Source organism: Variovorax sp. AC194, from assembly GCF_979257995.1.
In genome coordinates, this window is sequence record NZ_OZ409823.1 from 584,436 (window position 1) to 599,462 (window position 15,027).

At 68.5% G+C, this 15,027-nt stretch carries 12 protein-coding genes; 5 read left to right on the forward strand and 7 right to left on the reverse strand.

Features of this window, described 5'->3' with window-relative positions; translation table 11 throughout:
• Nucleotides 1–18 precede the first annotated feature (18 nt).
• The 3 genes from ACZYRS_RS02820 to ACZYRS_RS02830 all read right to left on the reverse strand — a co-directional run bounded on the left by ACZYRS_RS02820 (nt 19) and on the right by ACZYRS_RS02830 (nt 2,743).
• Nucleotides 19–900, reverse strand: coding sequence for an isocitrate lyase/PEP mutase family protein (locus ACZYRS_RS02820; RefSeq protein ID WP_463418039.1), 882 nt, complete (start codon nt 898–900; stop codon nt 19–21).
• Between the two features lie 71 nt (nt 901–971).
• The gene (locus ACZYRS_RS02825; protein ID WP_463418040.1) at nt 972–1,478 is read right to left on the reverse strand and encodes a LeuD/DmdB family oxidoreductase small subunit; all 507 of its coding nucleotides are present in this window, start codon (nt 1,476–1,478) and stop codon (nt 972–974) included.
• On the reverse strand, nt 1,475–2,743 hold the full coding sequence (locus ACZYRS_RS02830) for a 3-isopropylmalate dehydratase large subunit (RefSeq protein ID WP_463418041.1): 1,269 nt from the start codon (nt 2,741–2,743) through the stop codon (nt 1,475–1,477). The genes ACZYRS_RS02825 and ACZYRS_RS02830 overlap by 4 nt, the downstream gene beginning before the upstream one ends.
• Nucleotides 2,744–2,885: 142 nt before the next feature.
• On the opposite strand from ACZYRS_RS02830, the gene ACZYRS_RS02835 reads away from it, so the two are divergent.
• Nucleotides 2,886–3,713 carry an IclR family transcriptional regulator gene (locus tag ACZYRS_RS02835; protein ID WP_463418042.1) on the forward strand — a complete coding sequence of 276 codons (828 nt, stop codon included), beginning with the start codon at nt 2,886–2,888 and terminating at the stop codon, nt 3,711–3,713.
• Between the two features lie 21 nt (nt 3,714–3,734).
• Here ACZYRS_RS02835 and ACZYRS_RS02840 read toward each other — a convergent pair whose 3' ends face one another.
• Nucleotides 3,735–4,955: a helix-turn-helix domain-containing protein gene (locus ACZYRS_RS02840; RefSeq protein ID WP_463418043.1), complete on the reverse strand. Its 1,221-nt coding sequence runs from the start codon at nt 4,953–4,955 to the stop codon at nt 3,735–3,737.
• Between the two features lie 133 nt (nt 4,956–5,088).
• On the opposite strand from ACZYRS_RS02840, the gene ACZYRS_RS02845 reads away from it, so the two are divergent.
• The gene (locus ACZYRS_RS02845; RefSeq protein ID WP_463418044.1) at nt 5,089–7,209 is read left to right on the forward strand and encodes a PQQ-dependent dehydrogenase, methanol/ethanol family; all 2,121 of its coding nucleotides are present in this window, start codon (nt 5,089–5,091) and stop codon (nt 7,207–7,209) included.
• A gap of 129 nt (nt 7,210–7,338) precedes the next feature.
• Here the strand turns inward: ACZYRS_RS02845 and ACZYRS_RS02850 are convergent, their stop codons facing one another.
• The gene (locus ACZYRS_RS02850; protein ID WP_463418045.1) at nt 7,339–8,316 is read right to left on the reverse strand and encodes a helix-turn-helix transcriptional regulator; all 978 of its coding nucleotides are present in this window, start codon (nt 8,314–8,316) and stop codon (nt 7,339–7,341) included.
• 185 nt (nt 8,317–8,501) lie between these two features.
• Between ACZYRS_RS02850 and ACZYRS_RS02855 the strand changes: the two genes are divergently transcribed.
• Nucleotides 8,502–10,631: a carboxypeptidase regulatory-like domain-containing protein gene (locus ACZYRS_RS02855; protein ID WP_463418046.1), complete on the forward strand. Its 2,130-nt coding sequence runs from the start codon at nt 8,502–8,504 to the stop codon at nt 10,629–10,631.
• A gap of 80 nt (nt 10,632–10,711) precedes the next feature.
• On the opposite strand, the gene ACZYRS_RS02860 is transcribed toward ACZYRS_RS02855, so the two are convergent.
• A complete protein-coding gene (locus ACZYRS_RS02860) occupies nt 10,712–11,686 on the reverse strand; it encodes a tripartite tricarboxylate transporter substrate-binding protein (protein ID WP_463418047.1) in 975 nt (324 codons plus the stop codon).
• Nucleotides 11,687–11,890: 204 nt separating this feature from the next.
• Here ACZYRS_RS02860 and ACZYRS_RS02865 point away from each other — a divergent pair, with 204 nt between their 5' ends.
• Nucleotides 11,891–13,075 (forward strand): M48 family metalloprotease, encoded by a 1,185-nt coding sequence (locus tag ACZYRS_RS02865; RefSeq protein WP_463418048.1) that lies wholly within the window; start codon nt 11,891–11,893, stop codon nt 13,073–13,075.
• 187 nt (nt 13,076–13,262) lie between these two features.
• Complete coding sequence (locus ACZYRS_RS02870) at nt 13,263–13,832, forward strand: type 1 glutamine amidotransferase domain-containing protein (protein ID WP_463418049.1); 570 nt, start codon at nt 13,263–13,265, stop codon at nt 13,830–13,832.
• Nucleotides 13,833–13,838: 6 nt separating this feature from the next.
• Here ACZYRS_RS02870 and ACZYRS_RS02875 read toward each other — a convergent pair whose 3' ends face one another.
• Nucleotides 13,839–15,002 (reverse strand): citrate synthase, encoded by a 1,164-nt coding sequence (locus ACZYRS_RS02875; RefSeq protein WP_463418050.1) that lies wholly within the window; start codon nt 15,000–15,002, stop codon nt 13,839–13,841.
• Nucleotides 15,003–15,027 lie beyond the last annotated feature (25 nt).

A 15,027-nucleotide genomic window follows, 5' to 3' on the forward strand; every position in this document is an offset into this window, starting at 1 on the left:
TAACGAAGGGGCCGAGGCTCAGTGGCCGCCGCCGGTTTCGTAGCGGGCCTGCCGCTCTTCGAGCGCGTGCCAGCCGATGAGGTCCTTGAAGTCCGTCATCGATGTCTGCGCAAACGGCAGGTCGGCGAAATCGCCCGAGCGGCGGCGCGCCAGCTCGCGCAGATTGGCCTGCACCGTGTGCACGGTGGTCAGCAGGCCGGCGATCGGATAGCTGGCAAACGCCGCCACGCTCTCGATCTGCTCGCGGGTGAGCGCGGTCATCCAGGTGCCGGCCATCAGCATCAGCGACAGCCGACGGCCGCAGGTTTCGCGCAGCTGCACGAGTTGCTGAAAGCTGTTGAAGGTGCGCGAGATGGGCTGGATCAAATCGGCGCCGGCCTCCGCGTAGCGTGCGGCGCGCTCCAGCGCCTCGCCGGGGTCCTGCGCGTCGGTGCGCGCGACGATCAGGAGGTCCGGGTCGGTGCGCGCATCGAGCGCGGCCTTGATGCGCGCGAGCGCGTCGTCGATCGACACCAGCGTGGAGGGCGCCGCAGCGGCGGGGCAGCGCTTGGGGCTGACCTGGTCTTCCAGCTGCAGCGCCGCGGCGCCGGCCTTCTCGAACTCGCGCACCGCCCGGCCCACGTTGAGCACGCTGCCGTAGCCCGTGTCCGCGTCCACGAAGATGGGTTTGCGCACGACGTTGGCCATGCGGTTCACTGTGGCCACGTTCTCGCTGAGCGTGTACAGCTCCATGTCGGGCTGGCCCAGCAGCGCGGCCGAGATGCCGAAGCCCGTGCTGAAGATGCCGTCGAAGTCCGACTGGTCCACCAGCAGTGCCGACAACGCGTCCTGCGCGCCGCCGCACCAGAGGGTGGGGCCGTGGGTGATGCGCTGGCGCAGTGCCTGGCGAGATGAGGTCATCGTTTGTCTCCTGAAAAAAAGTGCGCCGCGGCCCGGCATGGGCGCTGCGCCATGGGCTTGCAGAAAAAAGGTCAGGCCGTGCGGCGCTTCAGATAGGGAATGAGGCCGCCCGCATCCAGCATGCCGCGCTCGGAATCGGAGAAGGGCTGCAGCATCAAGGTCTGGCCCGAGCGCAGGTTCTTCACTTCGCTCGCGGCCCAGTCGACCGTGAGCTCGTCGCCGCGCGCCGTCGCTGCGCGGATGCCCGGGCAGCTCACGAGCGGAAAGCCCATGCTCGTCTCGCCGCGGAAAAAACCGGGCGAGAACGATTCGGCGATCACCGCGGCGATGCCCAGGTGCCGCATCGCGCGCATGGCCGGGTAGTGCGGGTGGCCGTAGCCGAAGTTGTGGCCGCCGATCAGCAAGTCACCTTTGTGCACGGTGGCCGCGAAGCCCGGCGTGTAGTCGGCCATGGCCAGCGCGGCCAGCTCCTTCACGTCGGTGATCTTGATGTTGCGCACGCCCACGATGAGGTCGATGTCGTAGTCGTCTTCCTCGAAGACCCAGGCCGCGCGGCCGCGCAGGTTCGCGAGGCTCATGCGAGCGCTCCTGCCGCTTGCGTCAGATAAGGACGCGGATCGGCGATGCGGCCTTCCAGCGCGGAGGCGGCCACCACGGCCGCATTGCAGATGTAGATCTCCGAATCCACGCTGCCCATGCGCCCCGGCGTGTTCAGCGTGCCGGTGGACACGGCGCGCTGGCCGTCGGTCATGGTGGCGATGCGGCCGAAGCAATAGTCGCAGCTGGGCGAGCTGATGAAGGCGCCCGCCTCGACCAGCACCTCGATCAATCCTTCGCGCGCGGCGGCCGCCATGATGGCCTTGGAGGTGGGCACGACATGCAGCTGGAAGCCCGGCTGGATGTGCCGGCCGCGCAGCACCTCGGCCGCGATGCGCAGGTCCTCGAGCCGGCCGCTCGCGCACGAGCCGAGGTAGCCGGTGTGCACCTCCACGCCGGTGAAATCCTTCAGGTCCCGCGTGTTGGCGGGGCTGGGGGGAATCACGACGATGGGCTCCAGCGCCGAGACGTCGATCGTCACCACCTGGTCGTAGTGCGCATCGGCATCGGGGTACACCGGGTCCAGCGCGATCTTCGAGCGCCCCTGCACGTAGGCCAGCGTCTTCGCATCGGGCGCGATGAGCATGGTGGTCGCGCCGAGGAACATGGCCTGGCCGCAGATGGTCTGGCGCCCTTCGATGCTCATCGCGTCGATCACCGGTCCGCACAGCTCCACCACCTTGAATCGGCAAGAGGCCGGGCCCATCACGCGGACCATGTGGTGAAAGACGTCGCGCGCCATCACGCCGGGCTGGAGCGCGCCCACCAGCTCGACCTTCACGGTCGCCGGCACGGTCATGGTGAGCGTCTCGGTCACGAAAGATTCGAGCACGCCTTTTCGCGCGCCGAAGGCGAAGGTGCCGAAGGCGCCCAGCTGGCTCACATGGCCGTCGAAGTGAACGGCAAAGGCGCCCGGCGTGGCGTAGCCCAGCTCGGCGGCCACCTGGTGGCCGATGCCCTCGCGTTCGTGCACCGGCACGCCCTGTTCCTTGCCCCAGGCGCGGGTGATCTTGTGCAGTTCTTCTTCCTTGGGCGCGGTGGCCGGGACCATGTGGTCGATGAAGAGCACGAAGCGCTCGGGGCTGGACACCTTCTCGATCCCGAAGTCCTCGCGCGTCTCCTTGAAGAACACGTCGGTGTAGCCGGGAAAGTCGTAGGCGATCACGAAGTCCGGCCGCGCCGTGATCTCTTCGCCGGGCACCACGCCCGGCCGGCCGGCGGCGCGGGCGAGGATCTTCTCTGTCATCGTCTGGGGCATCTTCTTCACTTCCACGATATGGGAGTTCGGTGGGTTCGAGATACCTATTACATTCGAGCGACTTTCCCCGCTCTTGAGGAACAACCCCAATTACTGCCGCATTGTGGAAACTAAACGCCGAACCACCACCGTGAAGAACGCCGCACCTCAGCCCCTGCCCGCCAGCGGCGCGCGCTCGGGCACGCAGAGCATCGAGCGCGTGGTGGGCATGCTGCGCGTGGTGGCGTCGCGCGGCCGGCGCGGCATGCGCATCGCCGATGTCGTGAGCCTGAGCGGCCTGCCCATGTCCACGTGCTTTCGCATGCTGCAGAGGCTGGAAGTGGAAGGGCTCCTGGTGCGCGACCTGCTCACCCGCAAGTACCACCTGGGGCCGCTCCTGTACGAGCTGGGCATGCTGGCCCAGCCGCACTACCAGCTGAGCGAGCTGTGCGACGAGGCGCTGCGCGTCATCGCCGAGCAGACGCACGACACGGTCTACCTGAGTGAGCGGCGAGGGCCCGAATCCATCTGCACCAGCCGCGCGCTGGGCGCCTACCCGATCAAGGCGCTGACGCTCGATGTGGGAATTCGCCGGCCCATGGGCGTGGGCGCCGGCGGCCTTGCGATCCTGAGCGCGCTGCCCGAGGCCGAAGCGGAGCTGATCGTCGCGGCCAACGAGGCGCGCTATGCCAAGTTCGGTGCGTTCGAGCCGGGTTTTCTGCGCGAGGCCATCGCGCAGACGCGCGCGCAGGGCTATTCCTTTCTGGACAGCGCGGCCACGCCCGGCGCGGCGGCCATCGGCGTGGCCTTTCCGCCCGACAACCCGATCGCGGCGGTGAGCGTGGCGGCCATCTCCAGCCGCATGGGGCCGGCGCGGCGCGCGGAGGTGGCCAAGATCATCCACCAGCAGGTGCGTGCGATCTGCGTGCTGCTCGAAGCCAAGTCGGCGGCGCCGTCGTCGGGCCGCGATGGCGATTGACCCGCCGGCCTGCGCGGGCCGCTAGGACGTCCAGCCGCGCATGCGGCGGTACAGCGTGCCGCGCGACACATTGAGTTGACGCGCGGCCTGCGACACGTTGCCGCCGTGCACGGCCAGCGTTTCCTCGATCAGCTTGCGGCTGTGTTCCTGCAGCGTCTCGGTGTGCGGCACATCGGTAGCCGCCGCGAGCGCTGGCGCAGTCGCCGCATCCTCCGAATGCGCGATGGGCTTCGGCGCCTGCACGCCCGGCATCGCCACCGCGTGCTGGAAGTCCACCCCGTCCGCGCGCTTCAGATGCGCCTGCACCCATACGCCGAGGCCGCTCGCGAGCCGCAACGGCTGCGCGGATTCGCGGCGCCCCAGCCGCAGCAGGCTCGCAAGGTCGTGCCCCAGCAGGCATTCGACATCGCGCTCGTCCGCCGCCTCGGGCAAGCGCCCGAGCAGGCGCGCGCCCGCGTTGTTGAGCCACGCGATCGTGCCGTCCGGCGCGATGCCCGCGAGCGCTTCGAGCGGCGTGCCCAGCAGCGTGGGGCTCGCCTGGAAACGCAGGATGAGGTGGTCGCGCGACTGCGCCTGCAGCAAGCGGTTCTCGATCGTGGTCGCGTACAGCGCCACCATCGACGCCGCATCGAAGCCGAAGCGCCGCGCCTCGATCGTGAGGTCGAGCACGCCGGCCAATCGCCCCGTCACGTCGCGGATCGGCGCGGCCGCGCACTGCATCTCGCGCAGCACGTCGAAGTAGTGCTCCGCGCCATCCACGGTGCAGGCCTGCCCGGTGCTCGCGACGATGCCGGGCGCGGTCGTGCCCACGATGCGCTCGGAGATGTTCACGCCCACGCGCGCGGTCTTGCGCAGCACCGGCTGGTGCCCGGCGCACGGCTGCTGGGTGACGTGCACCACCACGCCTTCGCGGTCGGTGAGGAGCACGCGGCAGTCGGTGCCCGCGAGCGCGTGCTCCATCTGCCCAAGTTCCTGGCGCGCGACGTCGAGCAGCTCGCGGTTGCGCGCGAGCGTGGCGTGCAGGCGGCTGGGCGTCACGGCATCGAAGGGCACGATGCGCTGGCGGTCGGCATGGGTGCGGGTGCAGCGCATCCACGACTGCAGCACCGCTTCGCCGATGAGGCCCGAGGGCCGCACGCCTTCCTCGAAGAACTGCCGCCGCGCAAGCGCCACGCGCTGCGCGGGCGTGCTGGCGAAGAGTTGGCGCGGCGCATCCGCCGTGCCGAACGTCTCGATGGTCATGGTGTTCGATGCCTCCCTGGAACCGGGAACCCCGCCCAATGTGTTCCGCAATGGAACAAGGCTCGATTGGGGAAATCCCGAAGGTGAACGACGGCGTTGCGCGAACGATCCTTGCAGCACAAGGAGACCCACGATGAAAAAAACCACCACCGGGCTGCGCCTGCTGGCCGGCGCATTGCTGTGCCTGGGCGCGTCGATGGCCACAGCCCAGACCCAAACCCGGAGTCCGCAGGACCGCGCTGCTGCCGCTGCGAAGAAAGTCGACGGCAATTTCATCCGCGCCAACGCGGCGCAGAAAACCCCCGACTGGCCCAGCGTGGGTCTCGACTACGCCGAGTCGCGCTTCAGCAAGCTCGACCTGGTGAATGCGGGCAACGTGAAAGAGCTCGGGCTGGTCTGGTCGTACAACCTCGAATCGACGCGCGGGGTCGAATCCACGCCGCTGGTGGTGGACGGCATCATGTACGTCACCGCTTCATGGAGCGTGGCGCATGCCGTGGACACCCGCACGGGGCAGAAGCTCTGGACCTTCGATCCGCAGGTCGATAAGTCCAAAGGCTTCAGGGGCTGCTGCGACGTGGTGAACCGCGGCGTGGCGATCCACGAAGGCAAGGTCTACGTGGCCGCCTACGACGGCCGGCTCATCGCGCTCGATGCGGCCACGGGCCAGAAGGTGTGGGAGAAGAACACCATCGAAGGGCAGAAGGGCAGCTACACCATCACCGGCGCGCCGCGCGTCTTCAAGGGCAAGGTCATCATCGGCAACGGCGGCGCCGAGTACGGCGTGCGCGGCTACGTCACCGCCTACGACGCGAAGACCGGCGACCAGAAATGGCGCTGGTTCGTGGTGCCCGGCGATCCGGCCAAGCCCTTCGAGGACGAATCGATGGCGCGCGCCGCCAAGACCTGGGACCCGAGCGGCAAATACTGGGAGGCCGGCGGCGGCGGCACCGCGTGGGACAGCTTCGCCTTCGACCCCGAGCTCAACCTGATGTACGTGGGCACCGGCAACGGCTCGCCCTGGGCGCACAAGGCGCGCAGCCCCAAGGGCGGCGACAACCTGTACCTGGGCTCGGTGGTCGCGCTCGACCCGGACACCGGCAAGTACGTGTGGCACTACCAGGAGACGCCCGGCGACAACTGGGACTACACCTCCACGCAGTCGATGATCCTGGCCAACGTCAAGCTCGGCGGCAAGGCGCGCAAGGTGCTGCTGCACGCGCCCAAGAACGGCTTCTTCTTCGTCATCGACCGCACCAACGGCAAGTTCATCTCGGCGAAAAATTTCGTCGACGTGAACTGGGCCACCGGCTACGACAAGAACGGCCGGCCCATCGAGATCGCCGCCGCGCGGCAGAACGAGAAGCCCGGCGACAGCGTCCCCGGCCCGTTCGGCGCGCACAACTGGCACCCGATGTCGTTCAACCCGCAGACCGGCCTGGCCTACCTGCCCGCGCAGCACGTGCCGCTGAACCTCATGGACGACAAGGACTGGAAGTTCGACCAGAACGCACCGGGCCGCCCGCATGCGGCGCTCGGCTGGAACACCGGCAAGTTCGCCAACGTGGAGCCGCCCACGAGCAAGCCGTTCGGCCGCCTCGTCGCGTGGGACCCGGTGGCGCAGAAGGAGGCCTGGGGCGTGGACTACGCCTCGCCCTGGAACGGCGGCACCCTCACCACCGCGGGCAACCTCGTGTTCCAGGGCACCGCCGACGGGCGGCTCCTGGCCTACAACGCGAAGACCGGCGAGAAGCTCTGGGAAACGCCCACCGGCACCGGCGTGGTCGCGGCGCCCTCGACGTACATGGTCGATGGCAAGCAGTACGTGTCGGTGGCCGTGGGCTGGGGCGGCGTGTACGGCCTCGCGCAGCGCGCCACCGAGAAGCAGGGGCCGGGCACGGTCTACACCTTCGCGGTCGGCGGCACCGCGAAGATGCCGGACTTCGTGCAGTACCGCATGAGCAAGCTGGTGCAGGGCGTGAAGTACGACCCCGCCAAGGTGCAGGCCGGCACGATGCTCTACGTGAGCAACTGCGTCTTCTGCCACGGCGTGCCGGGCGTGGACCGCGGCGGCAACATTCCCAACCTGGGCTACATGGACGCGTCCTACATCGAGAACCTGGACAAGTTCATCCTCAAGGGCCCGGCCATGGCGCGCGGCATGCCCGACTTCACGGGCAAGCTTTCGGGCGAGGACATCGAGAGCATCAAGGCGTTCATCCAGGGGACGGCGGATGCGGTCCGGCCGAAGTAAGGCGCACTGTATGCAGCTGGTGTGATCCCGTTGCGGGACACCGCAGAACCGGCTTTGCCGGGCTGCAGGTGTCGCCCCCGGTAGGGGGTGGAGAAGCGACACGAAGTGCGCGGAGCCTGGGGGCGAGCCTCATCCAGCGAGCCGCAGCTCGTGGATCAGCCCCGCCACGTTGCTCACCTGCAGCTTGTCGTAGATCGACTGGATGTGGTTGCGCACCGTGGCCGGCGAGCGGCTGAGGATGGCTGCGATGTCCTTGTGCGTGTCGCCGCGCGCCAGCAGCTCGGCGATGGTGTGCTCGCGCGGCGTGAGGCTGTCGGCGCGGCAGCGCATGCGGCTCTTGAGGAACAGCAGGCGCTGCTCCACGCGGTGCGTGACCACGATCGCCTCTCCGCTGTAGCGCGCCTGGCCGTGCAGGAAGTGCTTGAGCAGCACATCGGGCAGCGTGCGGCCGTGCCATGACGGCCACTCCGTCTTGAGCGTCGTCTCGAAGAAATTGTCGGCGTGATAGAGCACCCCGCGCAGGTCGCCGATGGCCGAGCCGCTGGGCGCCTGGCCGCCGGCCTCCAGCCTGTCGAGGTGCACGATGCGGTTGAGCGCCAGCGCCTGCATCAGGTGCGGCGAGAGGCTCGCCAGCAGGTTCACTTCCTCGGGCTTGCAGTGCGCGTCGGGGTCGGCGCGGAACAGCGAGAACCAGTGCATGAAATTGGACCGCGGGTCGCTGTCCATCGTGATGAAGATGTTGTTCTGGTCGTAGCGCTGCACGTAGTCCAGGAAGGGCGCGTACTCGGGGCCGCTCCACCAGCTTTTCGAATGAAAGCCCTGCGTGCCGTGTCCCTTGCCGAAGAAGCTCGCGGCCGCGGAATCGAGGTGCTTGAAGTTGTCGTACTCCATCATCATCTCGGGCGTCTTGCGGTGCAGGTGCAGCGTGTGCACGTCGATGCCCTCGGCGGCGGTGGTGGCCGTGCCCCACATCGACGCGTCGAAGGGCAGCACCGGCTTGACCAGTTCGAGCGCGGCATCCTGGAAAGCGTCGATCGGCAACTCGTGCGAGAGCCGGTACAGCTGCAGCAGCAGCATGCTGAAGTCGTGCAGTTCCGGACGGTGCATGGGCCGAGTCTTCCCGCAGCGGTGGGGTACCGCATCCCATGTTCCGGTGATTCGTTTGGGCCTGCGCAACGGCCCGTGTGTTTCAAGAATGGTGCATTTGCATCATTTTTTCTTCGAAAAGTGAAAGCTATTGTTTGCGGAACCCCGGGAGGTCCGGAGTTTCAACTTTTTCGAAGAGCCCACAAATGCCACATCTCACCCGCAAGATCCCCCATGCCCTGTCCATCGTCACCCTGGCGCTTCTCGCCGCATGCGGCGGGGGTGGCGGGGGCGGCGGCGGTGGCGGCTTCGGCTTCATCCCGCCGGCCTCGGGCGGCAACGGCGGCGGCGACCCGCCCGCGGCCACCAGCACCACGTTGAGCGGCACGGTTGCCACCGGCGCGGCCTTCGCGGGCGCGGCGCTCACGGTGTTCGACCAGACCGGCGCCAAGGTCTGCGAAGTGACCACCACGCCCGAGGGCACCTACACCTGCACGCTGCCCGCGGGCACCAAGGCGCCGCTGGTGATCCAGGCCGTGCGCGACGACCTGACGCTCTACAGCACCACCGCGAGCACCGCGACCGGCACCACCAACGTGACGCCGCTGACCACCATCATCGTGGCGCAGCTCGCGCCCAACGGCGATCCGTCCAAGCTCGCGGCCGCGATCCAGGCCGATGCCGGCGCGGTCACGGCCGGCTCGATCGGCGACCAGGTCGCCAAGCTCGTGGCCGCGCTGCAGCCGCTGCTCACGGCGCTGAACCTGAGCATCGATCCGATGAGCGGCGAGTTCCAGGCCAACGGCTCGGGGCAGGACCGCGTGCTCGATTCGATCAACGTGTCGGTGCGCCCCGACGGCGCGGCCTCCAACATCGAGATCACCGTGAAGGCACTGCCGGCCGGCGAGGAGACGGCGCCCGTGTCCATCGTGTTCCGCAGCGGCGACGCCACCATCACGCCGTTGCCCGCCGTCGACGCGGCGGCGCTGGTGCAGCCGCCTACGCCGGCCATGGTGCAGGCGCTGCTCGAGCGCATCAACGCCTGCTATGCGCTGCCGCTCAACCAGCGCGTGAACAGCCCCATCAACCAGGACGGCAACGCGTTCGGCACCGCGGCCAACGTGGTCGCGCCCGAATGCCGCACGCTCTTCGTGGGCGACAGCCCGGAGAACTTCGTGGCGGCCGGCGTTCCCATCGGCCGCGTGGCCGGCGGTGCGCGCCGCTCGTTCGACAGCCTGTTCCGCTTCGGCCCGACCAACCTCAAGCACGACCGCGGCAACTTCGAGTACTTCTACAAGAACGGCGACATCGCGCTGACCTATCGCTGGACCGACATCCTGGGCAACACCGACAACGACGTCTTCAACGCGAGGGTCGTGGACGGCGCGCTCAAGCTCACCGGCAACGCGGACACCTACCGCGCCTTCGTTCGGCCGCAGCTGGAGAAGAAGGACTACCTGAAGCACCAGAACCTGGTGTTCCATTCGGTCGGCTACGCCCTCTCGGTGGACAACGTGCGCGACGGCATGGGCAACCCGATCCTGGCGAAGGTGGTGGCCACGACCGAATCGCTGCCCGGCCGGCAGCTGGTGCTGGTGCCCAAGAGCGGCCTGAATTCGCTGGTGCTCACGCCGGACGGCACCATCGCCTCGGGCCTGAACTCGTCGATCTGGCGCATGTCGGCGCGCTATCTCGATCCGGCGCAGCCGGGCAGCCCCAACGACTTCGAGAACGCCAACCTCTTCGCCAGCCCGTTCATCGGCGACGAGGACCTGCGCAAGATTCCCGACCAGACGGTGTGGAAGCTGGAGTTCTTCCGCGCGGACGGCGTGACGCCGAACGTGGTGCAGTACGTGCGCACCTTCTCCCGCGTGCCGACCATCGCCGAGGCCGTGCAGACGCCCCTGGTGGAGCTGGTGCCCGCGGTGCGCGCCGACCTGCTGGCGGAAAGCCAGGGCAGCGCGCGCGGCATCGTCTTCGGCCCGACGAGCCTGGTGGACCCCAACAACGCCGACTTCAGCGCCGACGGCAACCTGGACGCCTGGGTGGTGCCCAACGGCGCGCTCGCGCCGACCTCGTTCAGCGTGTTCGGCCGCGCACCGGGCCCGAGCGGCGCGCGCTTCAGCGAGACCGTGACCGTGCGCAACACCAACCGCAAGGCGATCGTCTATTGCGTGCCGGTGGCGCCGCTGCCCGATGCGCATTGCGCACCGGCCAACAACAACAGCTACCAGTACGCCGAAGGCTCTTCGCTCAGCACGTTCACCTTCGTGGCACGCACCGCGCGCCAGGTCGACGTGCGCAAGAACTTCGAAGTCTGGACCGTCACGCCCTGAGTTTTCTCCCGCTGTCACCGCCATGAAAAAAGCCGCCGGTCCCAAGGGCCGGCGGCTTTTTCATCTGGCGATCGGGAAGATCAGTCGGCGTACACGCCCGCTGCCTTGATGATCGGGCCCCACTTGGCGATCTCGGCCGAGACGAACTTCTTGTGCTCGGCCGGCTCGGTGCGCTTGTCGGTGGTGATCACCGCGCCCAGCGCCTCTTCACGCTTGATGAAGCCCGGGTCCTTCATGGCGGCCGTGATGGCTTCGTTCAGCTTCTTGAGCACCGGCGCCGGCGTGCCCTTGGGGGCGTACATGCCGTGCCAGATCGACACTTCGAAGCCCTTGACGCCCGCTTCCTGCAGCGTGGGCAGGTCCTTCAGGGCCGGCGTGGTCAGGCGCTTGCTCGTGGTCACGGCGTAGGCCTTGACCTTCTTGGCCTCGATCTGGGAGGTGGTGTTGGTGGTCTGGTCGCACAGGAGGTCGATCTGGCCGCCCAGGAGGTCGGCGATGGCCGGCGCCGTGCCCTTGTAGGGAACCGGCGTCATCTCGACCTTCAGCGCGCTCTGGAACAGGAGGCCGCACAGGTGCGAGGCGGCGCCCAGGCCGGCGTTGCCCAGGTTGATCTTGCCCTTGTTGGCTTCGATCCAGGTCGTCAGTTCCTTGTAGTTGTTGGCCGGGAGCGAGGGCTTGCCGATCAGCGTCATCGGCACTTCGTTGACCATGCCCAGGTATTCGAAGTCGGTTTCCACGTTGAACGGGAGCTTGCGATAGAGCGCCGGCATCGTGGACATGCCGATGTGGTTCAAGAGGAGCGTGTAGCCGTCCGGGTTGGCGCGCGCCACCTTGGCGGTGCCGATGGAGCTGCCGGCACCGGCGGTGTTGTCCACCACGATCGTGGTGCCCAGCGTCTTCTGCATGGCTTCGGCCAGGTCGCGCGCGACGCGGTCGGTCGGGCCGCCGGCGGCGAAAGGCACCACCAGGGTGACGGTCTTGCCTGCGGGGAAATCCTGGGCGTGAGCGCCGACGGCGGCAGCGGCGATCGCGGTAAGGGCAAGCAATTTCTTCATGAAGTCTCCGGGACGGTTGAGTTTGAAAATCGGCGCGATCTTATAGGCTGACCACGGCCTGACCTATACCGAATAGCCCTTAGGTTCGTGACGAAATCCACCCCTTCCTCGGGCATGATCGGCGCTCGCAGATCGCGCCGGGGGGCGCGAAAAACAACCACAACAACGCAGGTCCCCAGGGGCCGCATCGAGGAGGAAATTCCAATGGACCCACTGGTCTACCCGCGCGAGCGCTGGCTTGGCAACATCACGCTCGGCCTGGGCGTGCTGATCTGGGGGCTGCTGGTGCTGGGCACCCTGGGCATCGCGCTCGTCTACGTGCTGCTGGGCTTCATCGCCTATGTGTTCGCACAGTCGGCCGTCATCGCCTGGATCAAGGGCACGGCCGTGAAGCTCTCGCCCACCCAGCTGCCCGAGCTGCATGCGCGCTTCAAGGCCTGCTGCGGGTACCTGGGCATCGAGAACCCGCCCGAGGCCTACCTGCTGCACGGCGACGGCATCTTCAACGCCTTCGCCACCCGCTTCTTCGGGCGCGACTTCGTGGTGCTGCTGTCCGACGTGGTCGATGCGATGGAAACGCAGCCCGACGGCATCAACTTCTACATCGGCCACGAGCTGGGCCACATCAAGCAGCGCCACCTCACGGGCCACGTCTGGCGCATGCCGGTGCTCTGGCTGCCGCTCCTGGGCGCGGCCTATTCGCGGGCGCAGGAATACACCTGCGACCTGCACGGCGCCGCCTGCTGCGAGGAGCCCGACTCGGCGCCCCGCGCGCTCGTGGCGCTGGCCGCCGGCGCGCAGCAGTGGCGCAACGTCGACCTGCAGCGCTACGCCGACCAGTCGGCGGGAAACAGCGGCTTCTGGGCCTCGTTCCACGAACTGATCGGCGGCTACCCGTGGCTCACCAAGCGCGTGGCGCGCGCCATCGATCCGGCCGCCAGGCTGCCGGGCCGCAACCCGCTGGCCTACGTGCTCGCGATCTTCGTGCCCAACACCGGCCGAGCGGGCGGCGGTGCGCTCGCCCTGGTGATGGTCGTGGCGATCATCGGCATCCTGGCGGCGGTGGCCATTCCGGCCTACCAGGACTATCAGGCGCGCACCGTCGTCTCGCAGGCGTGGTACCAGGCCGCGCCGGTGCGCGAGACGCTCGGCACCTACTACAAGGACAAGCAGGAGATCCCCGATTCCCTCGAGGCCGCCGGTGCGCCGGACACCCTGCCCGACGGATCGGTCCTGAAGCTCGATTCCGACACGATGGTGCTGGAGGTGAAGACCTCCAAGGGCACGCTGCAGATGGAGCCGTCGGCCACCGACGACGGCATCGACTGGCACTGCACGGCCGGCGACGGCCTGCCCGCCAAGGCGCTTCCGGTCGCCTGCCGCAAGTAGTTGGCGCTGCGCGAAGAGGCTCGACGATAGCTCGGCGATAAAGCGTCGTAAGAGAAGGTTGCCGCCCGTCGAACTGTCCGACAGGCGGACCCGGCGCACGCCGATGCGTGCCGCGGGCGGGGGGCCTAGGGTGAAGTTTCGTCGCGCCGAAATTCACCCACTCACACCCCTTAAAGGAGCACCTCCCATGCCTATCACCACCTCATCACTGGACGGAATGAAAGTCGCCATCCTCGTTGCGGACGGCTTCGAGCAGGTCGAGATGACCGAGCCGCGCAAGGCGCTGGACAGCGCCGGCGCGCAGACGCAGATCGTCTCTCCCATGGACGGCAACGTGCGCGGCTGGAACCATCACGACAAGGCCGACAGCTTCCAGGTCGACGTGCCGCTGAACGCCGCGAAGCCCGAGGACTTCGATGCGCTGCTGCTGCCCGGCGGCGTCGTGAACCCCGACACCTTGCGCATCGACCCGAAGGCCGTGGCCTTCGTGCGCGCCTTCGTCGAGGCGGACAAACCGATCGCCGCGATCTGCCACGGCCCCTGGACCTTGATCGATGCGGGCGGCGTCAAGGGCCGCAAGATGACCTCGTGGCCTTCGCTGCACGCCGACCTGCAGAACGCGGGCGCGCAGTGGAGCGACAAGGAAGTCGTGGTCGACAGCCACCTGGTGACCAGCCGCAAGCCCGACGACCTGCCGGCCTTCAACCGCGAGATGACCAAGCTGTTCGAGCTCGCCTACGAAGCGGCCATCCACTAGGCCGCGTCAGCGCGCGAGTTCGGGCCCGGTGTAGCGGGCGCGCGGCCTGATCAGTTGGCCCGTGGCCTGCTGCTCGAGCACGTGCGCCGTCCAGCCGACGGTGCGCGCGAGCGCGAACAGCATCAGCGGCGCATCGGCCGGCAGCTTGTGCACGGCGGCCATCGCGGCCAGCGCGAAATCGATGTTCGCCGCTTCGCCCAGCAGCTTCTCGCCGGTGGCGCGCAGCGAGGCGAAGGCGGGCGGCAGTTCGATGACCTCGAGCAACGCGGCGCAGCGCGCATCGCCTGCGGGATAGAGCGGATGCCCGAAGGCCGCGAGTGGCCGGTCGTGCGCGAGCCACTCGCGCACGACCGCCTCGCTGCCCAGCGTCGCGACGCTGCGCATCAACGCCTGCACTGCCGCTGCGGCGCCGCCGTGCAGAGGGCCGGTCAGCGTGGAGAGGCCCGTGAGCAAACAGGCCGCGAGCGAAGCGCCCGTGGAGGCGGTCACGCGCGCGGCGAAGGTCGATGCATTGAGTTCGTGGTCGGCCATCAGCACGAGCGCGCGGCGCAGCACGTCGGCCGCGCGCGGACGGCGCCACGCCGCGGCCAGCCGCGTGTGCAGATGCGCAGTGTGCGATGGCGACGGGCCCAGCAGCGCATCGGCGAGCGTGCCGATCACGTCGGCCGCTTCGGCCTGCAGCACGCTGCGCGAGCGGCCGCGCGAAGGCGGATCGGCCGCCGCACGCGCCGCGAGTGCGAGCAAACCGCCCTGCAACGGCGTCGCGGCTTTGACATGCGCCGGCCCGGACGCCGTGGCCACGAAGCGCGGCGCTGCGCTCTCCCACAACAGGCCCGCTACTTCTTCGAGCGTCGCGTGCCCGGCCAGCTCGCAGGCGTCCTGCCCGCGATACCAGAGCCGCCCCTCGGCCACCGTCGATACCGCGGAGGGGAGCACCGGCTCGCCCCACTGGATCGCTTCGCTCGCCACCGTCTCGCTGCTGCGCCGCCCGCGCGTGCGTGCGGCGATGCGCTGCACGTCGTCGCGGTGATAGAGGCTGCGGCGCGGGTCCGCCGCGTCGGCCTTGGCGCGGATGCGGCCGCGGCTCACGCTCGCGTAGAGCGTCTGCGGGCGCACCTGCATCAGGTCGAGCGCTGCGGCGGCGGGGAGCCAGAGGGGTGCCTTGGTCATGTTGATGGAATGGATCAAGATTGAC

Coding starts and splice junctions, on each gene's coding strand:
- ACZYRS_RS02860 (WP_463418047.1), bottom strand. CDS start 11,686: ATGAAGAAATTGCTTGCCCTTACCGCGATCGCCGCTGCCGCCGTCGGC.
- ACZYRS_RS02820 (WP_463418039.1), bottom strand. CDS start 900: ATGACCTCATCTCGCCAGGCACTGCGCCAGCGCATCACCCACGGCCCC.
- ACZYRS_RS02830 (WP_463418041.1), bottom strand. CDS start 2,743: ATGACAGAGAAGATCCTCGCCCGCGCCGCCGGCCGGCCGGGCGTGGTG.
- ACZYRS_RS02840 (WP_463418043.1), bottom strand. CDS start 4,955: ATGACCATCGAGACGTTCGGCACGGCGGATGCGCCGCGCCAACTCTTC.
- ACZYRS_RS02845 (WP_463418044.1), top strand. CDS start 5,089: ATGAAAAAAACCACCACCGGGCTGCGCCTGCTGGCCGGCGCATTGCTG.
- ACZYRS_RS02825 (WP_463418040.1), bottom strand. CDS start 1,478: ATGAGCCTCGCGAACCTGCGCGGCCGCGCGGCCTGGGTCTTCGAGGAA.
- ACZYRS_RS02865 (WP_463418048.1), top strand. CDS start 11,891: ATGGACCCACTGGTCTACCCGCGCGAGCGCTGGCTTGGCAACATCACG.
- ACZYRS_RS02870 (WP_463418049.1), top strand. CDS start 13,263: ATGCCTATCACCACCTCATCACTGGACGGAATGAAAGTCGCCATCCTC.
- ACZYRS_RS02875 (WP_463418050.1), bottom strand. CDS start 15,002: ATGACCAAGGCACCCCTCTGGCTCCCCGCCGCCGCAGCGCTCGACCTG.
- ACZYRS_RS02850 (WP_463418045.1), bottom strand. CDS start 8,316: ATGCACCGTCCGGAACTGCACGACTTCAGCATGCTGCTGCTGCAGCTG.
- ACZYRS_RS02855 (WP_463418046.1), top strand. CDS start 8,502: ATGCCACATCTCACCCGCAAGATCCCCCATGCCCTGTCCATCGTCACC.